The organism is Micromonospora sp. URMC 107 (assembly GCF_051386315.1).
Taxonomy (GTDB): domain Bacteria; phylum Actinomycetota; class Actinomycetes; order Mycobacteriales; family Micromonosporaceae; genus Micromonospora.
In genome coordinates, this window is record NZ_JBPQTK010000002.1 from 48192 (window position 1) to 64237 (window position 16046).

Below are 16046 nucleotides of genomic sequence, written 5' to 3' on the forward strand. Positions count from 1 at the left end.
GACGGGAGAGAGCTGGAGCTGGAAGGTCAGGAGATGCCGAGGTCCTTGTCGACCATCGCGAACAGTTCGTCGTCGGTGGCGTCGTCGAGGTGCCGGCCGATGTCGGCGCCACCGCTGTCCTGGGCGAGCCGGGAGAGCATCGCCTGCAGGCGTACGGTGGCCCGCACCCGGGCCGCCTCGTCCCGCGCCACCACGTCGAGGCTGTCGGCGATCCGGTCCAGATCGTCGAGGAGGGCGGTCGGGGTGACCACGTCGTCGTGGGCGACCTCGGCGAAGAGGTACTCCGCCAGGGTCGTCGGGGTCGGGTAGTCGAAGACCAGGGTGACCGGCAGGGCCACGCCGGTGGCCGAGCCGAGCCGGTTGCGCAGCTCGACGGCGGTGACGGAGTCGAAGCCCAGTTCCCGGAACGCCCGGTGCTCGTCCACCGACTCGGCGGAGGGGTAGTTGAGCACGGCGGCGACCTGGCTGCGCACCAGGCCGAGCAGCACGGCCTGCCGGTCGGCGGCGGGCAGCCCGGCGAGCCGGTCCTGCAACGAGTCGGGGCCGTCGCCGGCCTCCACGCTGGCCACCTTCTCGGCCGTGGCGAGCCGCCGCACGTCCGGCAGGTCGCTGATCAGCGGGCCGGGCCGGGTGGCGGTGAAGGCGACGGAGAACCGTTCCCAGGCGATGTCGGCGATGGTGAGGAACGCCTCGCCGTGGTCCACGGCCTGGTGCAGCGCGGTGATGGCCGCGTCGGGGGTCATCTCGGGTACGCCGTGGCGGTGCAGCAGCTCGCCGAGCGGCCCGTCGGCCATGCCGCCGCCGGCCCACGCGCCCCAGGCGATGGAGGTGGCGGTCAGGCCGAGGCCACGGCGGTGCTGGGCGAGCGCGTCGAGGAACGCGTTGCTCGGGGCGTAGTTGCCGACGCCGGAGCTGGCCACGCTGCCGGCGAAGGACGAGAACATGATGAACGCGGACAGCTCGTGGTCGAGGGTCAGCTCGTGCAGGTTGTACGCGACGTCGACCTTGGCCTGGAGCACCCGCTCGATCTGCTCCGGCCGGATGTCGTTGATCATCGCGTCGTCGAGCACGGCGGAGGCGTGCACGACCGTGGTGAGCGGGTACTCGACGGGGATCGCGTCGATCAGGGCGGCCAGCGCGTCGCGGTCGGAGGCGTCGCACTCGACCACGGTGGCCTGGGCCCCCAGCTCGGTGAGGTCGTCGACGAGCTGCTGCGCGCCCGGCGCGGCCATGCCCCGCCGGCTGACGACGACGATGTTCTCCACCCCGCTGCGGGCCAGCCAGCGGGCGGCGTGCCCACCGAGCGCGCCGGTGCCGCCGGTGACCAGCGCCGTGCCGTACGGCTGCCACGGGTTGGCGGGCTGGCTGTCGCCGAGCGGGACCCGGGTGAGCCGGCGGGCGAGCAGGCCGCCGGGACGTACCGCGATCTGGTCCTCCTCGCCGGCGGCGGTGAGGGCCGCGACCAGCAGGTCGGCGCAGCGCTCGTCGACGGCCTCGGGCAGATCGACGAGGCCGCCCCAGCGCTGCGGGTGCTCCAGCGCGGCGACCCGGCCGAAGCCCCAGACCAGCGACTGCACCGGGGAGCGCAGCAGGTCGGCCATGCCGACGGAGGCGGCGCCGGAGGTGACGCTCCACATCGGGGCGCGCAGGCCGACGTCGCCGAGGGCCTGGAAGAGCGCGACGGTGGCGGCGAAGCCGCCGGGCACGGAGGGGTGCAGCGGGTGGGCCAGCTCGTCGAAGGCGAGCAGCGAGACCACGCCGGTCACGTCGGCGGCGGCGTCGACGCCGCCCGGTGCGGCGGCGAGCGCCTCCTGGAGCAGCTTGCCGAACTGGTCGCGGTCGACGTCGGGGGTGGAGACGGGCACCTCGACGAGGGTCGCGCCGGCCGCCGTGAACGCCTCGACGCAGGCGTCCTGCCAGGGCTCGATGATGTCGCCGGTCGGCATGACCACGACCCAGGTGCCGGTCATGCCCCGGTTGGCGACGCCGGTCAGCGGCTTCCAGGTGTCCTGGTAGCGCCAGCTGTCGATGTCGGACTGCCGGCGCCGCTGCCGGCGCCAGGAGGTGAGCAGCGGCAGAGCCGGGAGCAACGCGTCGAGAACCTGGTCCGCCGGGGTGTCCTCGGTGGCGATGGTCTCGGCGAGGGCGGTGACGTCCCCGCGCTCCACGGCGGCCCAGAAGCTCGCGTCGCTCGGGTCGCCCGCACCCGCGCCCGCCAGCAGGCTCTCCAGGTCGGGACCGCCGCTGCCGTCCAGCCAGAACCGCTGGTGGTCGAAGGCGTACGTGGGCAGCGGCGCGACCTCGGTCTCGGCGAGGACGTTCGCCAGGTCGACGGGCAGGCCGATGGCGTGCGCGGTGGCGAGGTTGGTCAGCAGCCGGGTCGCGTCGTCGTCGCCGCGACGCAGGCTGCCCAGGGTGTGGCCGGTGACGCCGCTGTCGTCGAGGATGGCCGTCACCGGCATCGTCAACACGGGGTGCGGGCTGATCTCGACGAACGTGGTGTGCCCGGCGGCGATCGCCACCCGGACGGCGGCGTCGAACCGCACGGTGCGGCGCAGGTTGTCGTACCAGTAGTCCGCGGTCATCGAGGCCGGGTCGGCCCAGTCGCCGGTCAGGGTGGAGACGAGCCGGGTGTGACCGGCCTGCGGGGTGACGTCGGCCAGGTCGGCGCGGAGCTGCTCGGCGACCTGCTGCACGGCCTCGGAGTGCGAGGCGTAGTCGACCGGGATGAGCCGGGCACGCAGGCCCTCGGCCTGGCAGGCCGCCACCAGGTCGGCGACGGGCTGCGGCGGGCCGGACACCACGACGGTGGTCGGGCCGTTGACGGCAGCCACGCCGACGCCCGGGAAGGCCGGCAGCCGCTCGGCCACGGCGTCGGCGGACAGGTCGATCGACGCCATCGTGCCGGTGCCGCGCAGCACGGCGAGCGCGCGGGAGCGCAGCGCCACGGTCCGGGCGGCGTCCTCCAGGGTGAGGATGCCGGCCACGCAGGCGGCGCCGATCTCGCCCTGCGAGTGGCCGACGACCGCGTCGGGGACGACGCCCGCCGCGCGCCACACGGCCGCGAGGGCGATGCCGACGGCCCACAGGACCGGCTGCACGACCTCGACCCGCTCCAGCCACGACTCGTCGTCGCCGGTCAGCACCGACACCAGGTCCACGTCCAGATACGGAACCAGGGCCCGCTGGCACTCGGCCAGCTTCGCGTCGAACACCGGCGTACGCCCGACCAGACCGGCGGCCATCCGCGCCGACTGGGCGCCCTGACCCGGGAAGACGAAGACGGGGCCGGCGCCGGCGCTGGTGACCGTACCGGTGACGAGGTTGCCGGCCGGGTGGCCGGCGGCGAGGGCGTCCAGCCCGGCGAGCAGTTCGTCGGTGCCGACGCCGGCCACGGCGGCGCGGTGGTCGAACGTCGAGCGGGTGGTGGCGAGCGACCAGCCGATCGCCGCCGGGTCGAGGTCGCCGTGCTCGCGCACGTGCCGCGCGAGCCGGGCGGCCTGGCCGGCGAGGGCGGCCTTCGACCGGGCAGACACCGGCCAGACGGTGACGTCCGAGGCGACCAGGCCGGGGCGTCGCGCGGGCGCGACGGCGGTGGCCTCGACGGCCTCGTCGCTCTCGACGGCCGCCGGGTCGGCGACGCGCGGCCGGTACTCCTCCAGGATCACGTGCGCGTTGGTGCCGCTCACGCCGAACGAGGAGACGCCGCCGCGGCGGGGGCGGTCCAGCTCCGGCCACGGCTTGGACTCGGTGAGCAGGGACACCGCCCCGGCGGTCCAGTCCACGTGCGGGGAGGGCTCGTCGATGTGCAGGGTCTCCGGCATGACGCCGTTGCGCAGCGCCATGACCATCTTGACCAGCCCGGCGACGCCGGCGGCGCTCTGGGTGTGGCCGATGTTCGACTTGACCGAGCCCAGCCAGAGCGGCCGGTCGGCGGGCCGGTCCTGCCCGTACGTGGCGATGAGCGCCTGCGCCTCGATGGGGTCGCCGAGGGTGGTGCCGGTGCCGTGCGCCTCGACCATGTCGACGTCGGCGGTGCCGAGCCGGGCGTTCGCGAGGGCCTGCCGGATGACCCGCTGCTGGGAGGGGCCGTTCGGGGCGGTGAGCCCGTTGGACGCGCCGTCCTGGTTGAGGGCGCTGCCCCGGATCACGGCGAGGATCGGGTGGCCGTTGCGCTCGGCGTCGGCCAGCCGCTCCACGACGAGCACGCCGCCGCCCTCGCCCCAGCCGGTGCCGTCCGCGCCGGCCGCGAAGGCCCTGCACCGGCCGTCGACGGACATGCCGCGCTGCCGGGAGAAGACGACGAAGACGCCGGGGGTGACCATGACGGTGACGCCGCCGGCGATGGCCAGGTCGCACTCGCCGCGGCGCAGCGCGTTCACGGCGAGGTGCAGGGCCACCAGCGAGGAGGAGCAGGCGGTGTCGACGGTGACGGCCGGGCCGTTGAGGCCGAGGGTGAACGAGATCCGGCCGGACGCGACGCTGGTCGTGTTGCCGGTGCCGATGTACATGTCGACGCCCTCGGGCACGTGCGGCAGACCCATGCCGTAGTTCGAGGTGCTCAGCCCGACGAAGACACCGGTGGAACTGCCGCGTAGCGACAGCGGGTCGATGCCGGCCCGCTCGACGGCCTCCCAGGACGTCTCCAGCAGCAGCCGCTGCTGCGGGTCCATCGCGAGGGCCTCACGCGGGGAGATCCCGAACAGGGACGGGTCGAAGTCACCGGCGCCGTCGAGGAACCCGCCGATGCGGGTGTAGCTCTTGCCCGGCTTGTTGGGGTCGGGGTCGTAGAGCGCCTCCAGGTCCCACCCCCGGTCGTCGGGGAACTCGGTGAGCGCGTCCCGACCGTCGGCGACGAGCTCCCACAGGTCCTCCGGTGACCGGACGCCACCGGGGAAGCGGCAGCTCATCGAGACGATGGCCAGCGGCTCCTGGTCGCGTGCCTCGACGGTCTGCAGCTTGCGCTTGGTGTCGTGCAGGTCCGCGGTCACCCGCTTGAGGAAGTACCGCAGCTTGTCGTCGCTCATCGGGTGGCCCCTGCCTCGATCCGAAGGTTGGTCATCTCAGGAGATTCCAAACTCTTTGCTGATGAAGTCGAAGATCTCGTCGTCGCTGGCCGAGTCGAGGTCGGGCCGGTCCGGCTCGGCGGCGGGCCCGGCTGCCAGGTCGGACGCCTTGGCGAGCAGGTCCTGCATCCGGGCGGTGAACCGGGCCCGGGCCGCCGGGTCGAGCGGGATGGCGTTGAGCAGGCTCTCCACCGTGTCGATGCCTTGGAAGAGGGGTTGTGTGGAGGGCGCCGCGTCGGCGGCGATCTCGCTGGTCAGCTTCTCGGCGAGCGCGGTCGGCGTCGGGTAGTCGAAGACCAGCGTCGCCGGCAGCCGCAGCCCGGACAGGCCGTTGAGCCGGTTGCGCAGGTCGACCGCGGTGAGCGAGTCGAAGCCCAGGTCGGTGAAGAGCCGGTTCGGGTCGACGGCGTCGGCGCCGGCGTGGCCCAGGACGGCGGCGATGTTGGCCCGTACCACGTCGAGCACCACCTTGAGCCGTTCCGGGCCGGCCAGGCCGGCGAGCCGCTGGCCGAGCTGCACCCCGCCGGAGCGGGCGCCCGCGGCGTCGGCCGAGCGCCGCATCGGCACCCGGACCAGGGCCCGGAGCATCGGCGCGAGGGTGCCGGCCTCCGCCTGGCCCCGCAGCGTCCCGACGTCCAGGCGCATCGGCACGACGGCCGCCGCGTCGAGCCGCCACGCGGCGTCGAAGAGGTTCAGCGCCTGCTCGGTGGCGAGCCCGGCGGCGCCCTGTTCGGCCATCCGTCGCACGTCGTCGTCGCCGAGGTGGCCGGTCATGCCGCTGGCCTGTTCCCAAAGGCCCCACGCGAGCGAGATGCCGGCGAGTCCGCGGGCCCGGCGGTGCGCCGCGAGGGCGTCGAGGAAGGCGTTCGCCGCCGCGTAGTTGGACTGGCCGGCACTGCCCAGGGTGGCCGCCGCCGAGGAGAAGAGGACGAAGGCCGCGAGGTCCGCGTCGGCCGTGAGGCGGTGCAGGTGCCACGCCGCGTCGATCTTCGGCACCGCGACCGCGTCCACCCGGTCGGGGGTCATCGACTCCAGCACGCCGTCGTCGAGGACGCCGGCGGCGTGCACCACGGCGGTGAGCGGGTGCGCGGCGGGCACCCCGGCCAGCAGCGCCGCCAGCGCGTCGGGGTCGGCGGCGTCACAGGCGGCGACGGTCACCTCCGTACCGGTGCCGGCGAGTTCGGTGACCAGGTCGCCGATCCCCTCGGCCGCCCCGCCGCGTCGCCCGGCCAGCAGCAGGTGCCGCACGCCGTGGGTGGTGGCGAGGTGACGGGCCAGGATGCGGCCCAGCACGCCCGTCCCGCCGGTGATCAGCACGGTGCCGTCCGGGTCGATCCCGCCGGGCAGCGGCTCCACCCCGGCCGGGACCCGCCCGAGCCGTGGCGTGCGGACCTGCCCGGCCCGCACGGCGAGCTGCGGCTCGCCGGAGGCGATCGCGGCGGCCAGCGCGGCGGCGCTGTCCGGGGTGTCGTCGAGGTCGACGAGCTGGCACCGCCCCGGGTGTTCGAGCTGGGCGGTGCGCAGCAGGCCCCAGACCGGGGCCTGGCGCAGGTCGACCACCTGCTGCTCCCCTGCCGCGACCGCGTTCCGGGTGACCAGCACGAGCCTGGACTCGGCGAACCGGTCGTCGGCGAGCCAGGTCCGCAACGCGGCGAGGGTACGGTGCGTCGTGGCCCGGGCCTGCCCGGCCAGCGCCGGGTCCGTCGGGTCCCCGGCGTCGCCGATCGGGACGATCACCGCCTCGGGGGCCGACTCACCCCCGGCGAGCAGGTCGCCGAGCGAGTCGAGGTCGACGTCGGTACGCACCCGGGCGCCGGCCGCCTCGCAGGCGGCGCTGAGGGACAGGTCGTCGCCGAGCGCCACCCAGCGGGTCGCCGCCGGCACGGGGCCGGTGGGCACCGGCAGCACCGGCCAGTCGACCTGGAACAGCGACTCGTGCCGGCCGGAGCGGGCCGCACCGAGCGAGTCGCCGGAGACCCGGCGCATGATCAGCGAGTCGACGTGCAGCACCGGAGCGCCGGTGGCGTCGGCCACCTGGAAGGAGACGCCGACCTCGCCGGCCGCGGCGACGCGCACGCGCAGGGCGGTCGCCCCGGCGGCGAGCAGGGAGACCCCGGTCCAGGCGAACGGGAGGCGGGGCACGCTGGCGTCGGCGCCGTCGCCCATCCGGCCGAGGAAGCCGCCGATCGACATGGCCTGCAACGCGCCGTCCAGCAGCGCCGGGTGCACGCCGAAGCGGCCGGCCTCGGCGTGGTGGTCGGCGGGCAGTTCGACCTCGGCGAAGACCTCGTCGTCGCGGGTCCACGCGGCGCGCAAACCACGGAACGCCGGGCCGTACCCGAAGACGGTCGCCTCGATGCCGGAGTAGAAGTCGTCTGCCTCGACGCGCGTCGCGCCGGGCGGCGGCCACACCCCCAGGTCGAAGGCGGGCGCGGCGTCGGCCGGCTGCGGGCCGAGCAGACCGGTGGCGTGGCAGGTCCAGGCGACGTCGGCCAGGATCTCGTCGGAGCCGTCCCGGTAGGGCCGGGAGTAGAGCTGGACGGTGCGCCGCCCGTCGTCGTCCCGGTCGCCGACCATCAGCTGCACCTGGAGCGCGCCGAGTTCGGGCAGGACGAGCGGGGCGAGCAGGGTCAGCTCCTCCACCGTCGGGCAGCCGGCCTGCTCGCCGGCGTACGTGGCCAGCTCCACGAAGGCGGTGCCGGGCAGCAGGATGTTGTCCATCACCCGGTGCTCGCCGAGCCACGGGTGGGTACGCACCGACAGCCGCCCGGTGAAGACCATCCGCTCGCTGTCGGGGAAGGTCAGCGTGGCGCTGAGCAGCGGGTGCCCGGCGTCCTGGAGGCCGGCGGAGCTGACGTCCTGCGCCCGGTGCACCGGCGGCTCGACCCAGTACCGCTGGTGGTCGAAGGCGTACGTGGGCAGGGCGACGGTGTCGGTCGGGGCCAGCACGGCCGTCAGGTCGACGGGCAGGCCGATCGCGTGGGCGGTGGCGAGGTTCGTCAGCAGCCGCGCCGCGTCGTCGTCACCACGGCGCAGACTGCCGAGGGTGTGGCCGCTGGCGCCGGCGTCGTCGAGGATCGCCGTCACCGGCATCGTCAGCACCGGATGCGGGCTGATCTCCACGAACGTCGTGTGACCCGCTTCGACGGCCACCCGCACGGCGGCGTCGAACCGCACGGTCTGCCGCAGGTTCTCGTACCAGTAGGTGGCGGTCATCGACGTCGGGTCGACCCAGTGACCGGTCAGCGTGGAGACGAGCCGGGTGTGTCCCGGCTGCGGAGTCACGTCGGCCAGGTCGGCGCGGAGCTGCTCGGCGACCTCCTGCACGGCGGCGGAATGGGACGCGTAGTCCACCGGGATCAACCGCGCCCGCACACCCTCGGCCTGGCACGCCTCCACCAGGTCCGCGACCGGCTGCGGCGGACCCGAGACCACCACGGTGGACGGACCGTTGACCGCCGCCACCCCGACACCCGGGAACGCCGACAGCCGCCCGGCGACCGCCTCGGCGGAAAGGTCGACCGACGCCATAGTCCCGGTGCCCCGCAGCACCGTCAGGGCACGCGAGCGCAACGCCACGGCCTTCGCCGCGTCCTCCAGGGACAGGATGCCGGCCACACACGCGGCGCCGATCTCGCCCTGCGAGTGACCGATCACGGCAGCCGGGGTGACACCGGCGTGCTGCCACACCGCCGCCAGGGCCATGCCGACGGCCCACAGCACCGGCTGCACGACCTCGACCCGCGCCAACCACGACTCGTCCTCACCCGTCAACACCGACACCACGTCGACGTCCAGATACGGGGCCAGGGCCCGCTGGCACTCGGCCAGCCGCGCGTCGAACACCGGCGTCCGACCCACCAGGCCGGCGGCCATCCGCGCCGACTGCGCACCCTGCCCCGGGAACACGAACACCGGGCCCGCACCGTGCGACGAGGCCGTGCCGGCGACGACGTTGCCGGCCGGCGACCCCGACGCCAGCGCGTCCAGCCCCGCCAGCAGGTCCTCCGTGCTCGACCCGACGACGGCGGCGCGGTGGTCGAACGTCGACCGGGTCGTGGCCAGGGACCAACCCACCGCCGCCGGGTCGACCTCGCCGTGCTGGCGCACGTACTCCGCCAGGCGGGCCGCCTGGCCGGTCAGGGCGCCCTTCGACCGTCCCGACAGCGACCACAGCACCGCCTCGAAGGCCACGAGCCCGGGGCCCTGCTCGGCGGGGGCCACGGCCTGCGGCTCGTCGGCCTGCTCGATGATGACGTGGGCGTTCGTGCCGGAGATGCCGAACGACGACACCGCCGCCCGACGCGGCCGGTCCACCGCCGGCCACGGCCGCGACTCCGTCGCCAGTTCCACCGCGCCCGAGGTCCAGTCGATGTGCGGGGACGGCTCGTCCACGTGCAGCGTCGCCGGCACCATTCCGTGCCGGATGGCCTGCACCATCTTGATGACGCCGGCGACGCCGGCGGCGGCCTGCGCGTGGCCGATGTTCGACTTGATCGAGCCGAGCAGCAGCGGCCGGTCGGCCGGCCGGTCCCGCCCGTACGTGGCGAGCAGCGCCTGCGCCTCGATCGGGTCGCCCAGCGTGGTGCCCGTGCCGTGCGCCTCGACCACGTCCACGTCGGCGGTGGAGAGCCGCGCCGACGCCAGCGCCTGCCGGATCACCCGCTGCTGCGACGGGCCGTTCGGGGCGGTCAGCCCGTTGGAGGCGCCGTCCTGGTTGATCGCGGAGCCGCGCACCACGGCGAGGACCGTGCGGCCCTGCCGGCGGGCGTCGGAGAGCCGCTGCACGAGCAGCATGCCGACGCCCTCGGACCAGCCGGTGCCGTCGGCGGACGCGGCGAAGGACTTGCACCGCCCGTCGGCGGCCAGGCCGCGCTGCCGGGAGAACTCGACGAACGCGGTCGGGGTCGCCATCACCATGACGCCCCCGGCGAGGGCCATGTCGCACTCGCCGCGCCGCAGCGCCTGGCCGGCCCAGTGCAGCGCGACCAGCGACGACGAGCAGGCTGTGTCCAGCGACACCGCCGGCCCCTCCAGCCCGAACGTGTACGCCACCCGGCCGGAGATGACGCTGCTGGTCATCCCGGTCAGCATGTAACCCTCGGCGGCCTCCGGCGAGTACGCGAGCAGCGAGCCGTAGTCCTGGCCGCTGGTGCCGACGAAGACGCCGGTGCTGCTGCCGCGTACGTCGGTGGGGTCGATGCCGGCGGACTCGAAGGACTCCCAGGTGGTCTCCAGCAGCAGCCGCTGCTGCGGGTCCATGGCCAGGGCCTCGCGGGGCGAGATGCCGAAGAAGCCGGGGTCGAACTTGTCCACGCCGCTGAGGAAGCCGCCGCCGCGCGCGTAGAAGGTGCCGGGGGCGTCCGGGTCGGGGCTGTAGAGGCTGTCGAGGTCCCAGCCGCGGTCGGTCGGCAGGTCGCTGATCGCGTCGACGCCGTCGACCACCAGCCGCCACAGGTCGTCGGGCGACCACACCCCGCCGGGCAGCCGGCAGGCCATGCCGATGATCGCGAGGGGCTCGTCGTCGCCGACCGACACGGTGGGCGTCGCGGGCCGCACGGGAACCGGGGTGCCGGCGATCTCCGTACCCAGGAAGGCCGCCAGGTCGTGCGGGGTCGGGTAGTCGAAGACGAGGGTGGCCGGTAGCCGCATCCCGAACGCGTTGTTGAGCCGGTTGCGCATCTCGACGGCGGTGAGCGAGTCGAAGCCGAACTCGCTGAACGCGCGGCGCGGCTCGATGGCCGCCGGGTCGGGGTAGCCGAGCACGGCGGCGGCCTGCCCCCGGACGATCTCGACGAGCGCGGCGGCCCGCTCGGTGTCGCCGAGCCCGGCGAGCTGCTGCACGAGCGAGGCGCCGGTGGCGGCCGCGGCGGCGCGGGCGGGCGTGCGGATCAGCGCCCGGTACAGCGGCGGGATGCTCCCGCCGGCGAACTGCACCTTCATCGCGGCGAGGTCGAGCCGGGCCGGGACCAGCGCGGCGTCGGTGGTGCGGCAGGCGGCGTCGAAGAGGGCGAGCCCCTCCTCGGCCTCCATGGCGGCGACGCCGGAGCGGGAGATCCGGTTGAGGTGGACGTCGTCCAGCTCGGTGGTCATGCCGCTGCGGTCGGCCCAGAGGCCCCAGGCGAGGGTGAGCGCGGCGAGGCCGCGCGCCTTGCGGTGCTGGGCCAGCCCGTCGAGGAACGCGTTGGCGGCGGCGTAGTTGCCCTGGCCCGGGCCGCCCGCGGTGGCGGCGAGCGAGGAGTACGAGACGAACGCCTTCAGGTCGAGCTCGGCGGTCAGCTCGTGCAGGTGCCAGGCGGCGTCGACCTTGGGCCGCAGCACGCCGTCCATCCGCTCGGGGGTGAGCGAGGAGATGACACCGTCGTCGCGGACGCCGGCGGCGTGGATGACGGCCGTGAGCGGGTGCTCCGCCGGGATGCCGGCCAGCAGTTCGGCCACGGCGTCGCGGTCGGCGACGTCGCAGGCGGCGACGGTGACGCTCACGCCGAGCGCCTCCAGCTCGGCGCAGAGCTCCGCGACGCCCCCGGCGGCGCGGCCGCGCCGGCTGGTGAGGATCAGGTGCCGCACGCCGTACGTGCCCACCAGGTGCCGGCTCATCAGCTGGCCGAGGGTGCCGGTGGCGCCGGTGATCAGGACGGTGCCGTCGGAGTCGAACGGGGCGGCCGGCGGCTCGCTCGGGGCGGGGACCCGGGTGAGCCGGGCGCCGGCGGCGACGCCCGCGCGGATGACGACCTGCGGCTCGTCGGTCGCGACGGCCGGGACGAGCGCGGCGGCGCAGCCGGCGATGTCGTCGACGTCGACCAGCACGAACCGCTCGGGGTTCTCCGACTGGGCGGAGCGGAGCAGGCCGATCACGGCGGCGCCGGCCAGGTCGGTCAGGTCGGTGTCCCACTCGGTGGCGACCGCCCCCGAGGTCAGCACCACCAGCCGGGAGGCCGTGTAGCGGTCGTCGGCGAGGAACTGCTGGAGCACGGCGAGCGCCCGGTGGGTCACCTCGGCGACGGCCCGGGGCACGTCCGCCGACGAGGGCGGGTCGAGGAACGGCACGACCAGCACGCCGGGTGCGTCCGTCCCCTCGTCCATCGCCGTGGCCAGGGCGGTCAAATCGGGGTACGCCGCCACGGCCGTACCGGTGGCCGCGACCGCGTCGGTGAGCGCCGCCGCGTCGCCGACCACCGCCCAGTCGACGGTGGACGGGCCGGCGGTCAGCGCGAGCGGGGCCCACTCGACCCGGAACAGCGAGTCGGTGCCGCCGCCGGAGGCGGTGCGGAGCTGGTCGGCGGAGACCGGCCGCAGGACGAGGGAGCCGACGGAGATGACGGGCGCGCCGGTGACGTCGGTGAGCAGCAGCGAGATGCTGTCGGGGCCGGTGTGCGAGACCCGGACCCGGGCCGCCGCGGCCCCGGCGCCGTGCAGGGCGACGTCGTTCCAGGAGAACGGCAGCCGACCGTACCCGGGGGGCATGTCCGCCCCGGACGGCTCCCCGGCCGGGGTGGTCAGGCCGAGGGTGTGCAGTGCCGCGTCGAGCAGCGCCGGGTGCAGGCCGTACCCGCCGGCCTCGGCGGCGGGGGCCTCGGGCAGCGCCAGCTCCGCGAAGAGGTCGTCGCCGCGCCGCCAGGCGGAGCGCAGCGCGATGAACGACGGGCCGTAGTCGTAGCCCTGGGCGGCGAGGTTGAGGTAGAGGTCGTCGGTGCCGACCTCGGTCGCGCCCGGCGGGGGCCAGGTGGTCAGGTCGGACCAGCCGGCGGGGCCGCTCGGCGCGGCGGGGCCGCTGGCCAGCACGCCGCTGGCGTTGCGGGTCCAGGCCCGCTCGCCGGCGCCCTCGGTCGGCTCGCCGTCCTGGGCGGAGTGCAGCGACACGGACCGGCAGCCGGTCTCGTCCGCCGGGCCGATCCAGAGCTGGATGTCCACGCCCCCGGTCTCCGGCAGGATCAGCGGCGATTCCAGGGTGAGTTCGCGGACGTGGTCCGCGCCGACGTGCGCGCCCGCCTGGAGGGCGAGTTCGACGAAGCCCGTGCCGGGCAGCAGCACGGTGTCGAAGACGACGTGGTCGGAGATCCACGGATGGGTACGCCGGGCCAGCCGGCCGGTGAACAGGAAGCCCTCGGCGTGCGCGACGCCGACGGCGGCCCCGAGCAGGGGGTGCTGCGCGGGCCGCAGGCCGACCGCGGTGACGTCGCCGGTCCACCCGGCCCCCGCCTCGGGCCAGTAGCGCTGGTGCTGGAAGGCGTACGTGGGCAGGTCCACCCGCCGGGCGCCGGTGTCGGCGAACCACGGCCGCCAGTCCACCGCCACCCCGTGCACGTGCAGCTCGGCCAGCCCGGCCAACAGCCCGTGCGCCTCCGGCCGGTCCTTGCGCTGCACGGCGACGGCCAGCACCGCGTCGTCGCCGGGCAGGATGTCCGCCGCCATCGCGGTCAGCACACTCTGCGGCCCGACCTCCAGGAACGTGTCCACGCCCGCGGCCCGCAACGCCGCGACCCCGTCGGCGTACCGGACGGCCTGCCGCACGTGCCGCACCCAGTACTCGGCGGTGCGGATCTCCTCGGCGTCGGCGAGCGCCCCGGTCACGTTCGACACGACGGGCAGGGTCGGCGCGGCGAACGTCAGCCCGGTCAGGACGGCGCGGAACTCGGCGAGCATCGGCTCCATCAGCGGGCTGTGGAACGCGTGGCTGACGGTCAACCGGCGCGTACGCACGCCCCGGTCCCGCCAGACGCGCTCCACCTCGTCGAGCGCCTCGACGACACCGGAGACCACGACCGAGGTCGGCCCGTTGACGGCAGCGATCCCGACCCGGTCGGTCGATCCGGCGATCGACTCGACCACCGCCGCCTCGTCGGCGGCCACCGCGAGCATCCCGCCGCCGGTGGGCAGCGCCTGCATCAGCCGGCCCCGCGCCGCGACGAGCGCACACGCGTCGGCCAGGGACAGCACCCCGGCCACGTGCGCGGCGGTGACCTCACCGATCGAGTGGCCGCCCACGAACTCGGGCGTGATCCCGAACGACTCCACCAGGCGGAACAGCGCCACCTCGACCGCGAACAGACCGGCCTGGGTGAAGACCGTCTGGTCCAGCAACGCCGCCTCGGCCGTACCCGCCTCGGCGAACAGCACCTCCCGCAACGGGCGCGGCAGCAACGCGTCCAGGTACACGCACGCCTCGTCCAGCGCGGCGGCGAAGACCGGGAACGTCCCGTACAGCTCCCGGCCCATGCCGGCGCGCTGTGCACCCTGGCCGGAGAAGAGCACCGCCAGTGAACCCCGGCCGCCGGCCTGGCCCGTGACGACCGCGCCGGACGGGTCGCCGGCGGCGAGGGCGCGCAGCCCGGCGAGCAGGTCGTCGCGGCCGGTCGCGGAGACCACGGCCCGGTGGTCCAGGGTGGAGCGGGAGGTCACCGACGAAAACGCCACGTCCAGGGGTCGCAGGGTCTCGTCGGCGGCCAGCCGGGCCGCCCAGCGGCCCGCCTGGGCGGCGAGACCGGCCGCGTCACGGGCCGACACCGGCACCGGCACGACCGGCCGCTCGACCACCGGCGCGGCGGTGCCCGACGGGGGCTGCGAGGGCTCCGGGGCCTGCTCCAGGATGGTGTGCGCGTTGGTGCCGGAGACCCCGAACGAGGAGACCGCCGAGCGGCGCGGCCGGCCCACCGCCGGCCACGGCGTCGCCTCGGTCACCAGCGAGACCTCGCCGGCCGACCAGTCGACCTCGGGGGTCGGCTCGTCCACGTGCAGGGTGGGCGGCACGACGCCGTGCCGCATCGCCATCACCATCTTGATCACACCGGCGACCCCGGCGGCGGCCTGGGCGTGCCCGATGTTCGACTTGACCGACCCGAGCAGCAGCGGCGCGGAGTCGCCCCGGTCCTGCCCGTACGTGGCCAGCAGCGCCTGCGCCTCGATCGGGTCGCCGAGCCGGGTGCCCGTGCCGTGCGCCTCCACCACGTCCACGCCGCCGGCGGCGAGGCCGGCGTTGGCCAGGGCCTGCTGGATCACCCGCTGCTGCGACGGCCCGTTCGGGGCGCTCAGGCCGTTGGACGCGCCGTCCTGGTTGACCGCGCTGCCCCGCACCACGGCGAGGATCGGGTGGCCGTTGCGCTGCGCGTCCGAGAGCCGCTCCAGCAGCAGGACGCCGACGCCCTCGGACCAGCCGGTCCCGTCCGCGGCGGCGGCGAACGCCTTGCACCGGCCGTCGGCGGCGAGGCCGCGCTGCCGGGAGAACTCGACGAAGGCGGCCGGGGTGCACATGGCGGTGACGCCGGCGACGATGGCGAGGGTGCACTCCCGCTGCCGCAGCGCCTGCCCCGCGAGGTGCAGGGCGACCAGGGAGGACGAGCAGGCGGTGTCGATGGTGACCGCCGGCCCCTCCAGCCCGAAGGTGTAGGCGATCCGGCCGGAGACCACGCTGCCGGCGTTGCCGGTCATCAGGTGCCCTTCCAGGCCCTGCGCGGCGCCCATGAGCACGGTGCCGTAGTCCTGACCGGTGCTGCCGGCGAAGACGCCGGTGCGGCTGCCGCGCAGCGAGTGCGGGTCGATGCCGGCCCGCTCCAGGGCCTCCCACGAGGTCTCCAGCAGCCAGCGCTGCTGCGGGTCCATCGCCAGCGCCTCGCGGGGGGAGATCGCGAAGAAGCCCGGGTCGAAGTCGGCCAGGTCGTGGACGAAGCCGCCCTGGCGGGTGTACGACGTGCCGGCCTGCTCCGGGTCGCTGTCGTAGAGCGACCCGAGGTCCCAGCCGCGGTCGGTCGGGAAGTCGGAGACCACGTCCCGACCGGACGCGACGACCTCCCACAGGTCCTCGGGCGACCGCACCCCACCGGGGAAGCGGCAGCTCATGGAGACGATGGCGACCGGTTCCTGTTCACCGGCCTCCACCTCGCGCAGGCGCTGACGCACCTGGTGCAGGTCAGCGGTGACCCGCTTGAGGTAGTCGAGAAGCTTCGCCTCGTCAGCCATGGACCGCGCACTCCTTGTGTTGACCCG

Annotated in this window: 2 protein-coding genes; both read right to left on the reverse strand. The window is 75.2% G+C overall.

Annotation, left to right across the window (positions count from 1 at the left end):
- Positions 1-26: 26 nt before the first annotated feature.
- Complete coding sequence (locus ACSNN9_RS00750; RefSeq protein WP_436670681.1) at positions 27-5027, reverse strand: type I polyketide synthase; 5001 nt, start codon at positions 5025-5027, stop codon at positions 27-29.
- A 36-nt stretch (positions 5028-5063) separates the two neighbouring features.
- Positions 5064-16019 (reverse strand): SDR family NAD(P)-dependent oxidoreductase, encoded by a 10956-nt coding sequence (locus ACSNN9_RS00755; RefSeq protein WP_436670682.1) that lies wholly within the window; start codon positions 16017-16019, stop codon positions 5064-5066.
- Positions 16020-16046: the final 27 nt, after the last annotated feature.

Excerpts from the sequence above, each read along its gene's own strand:
- ACSNN9_RS00755 (WP_436670682.1), bottom strand. The coding sequence starts at position 16,019 with ATGGCTGACGAGGCGAAGCTTCTCGACTACCTCAAGCGGGTCACCGCT.
- ACSNN9_RS00750 (WP_436670681.1), bottom strand. The coding sequence starts at position 5,027 with ATGAGCGACGACAAGCTGCGGTACTTCCTCAAGCGGGTGACCGCGGAC.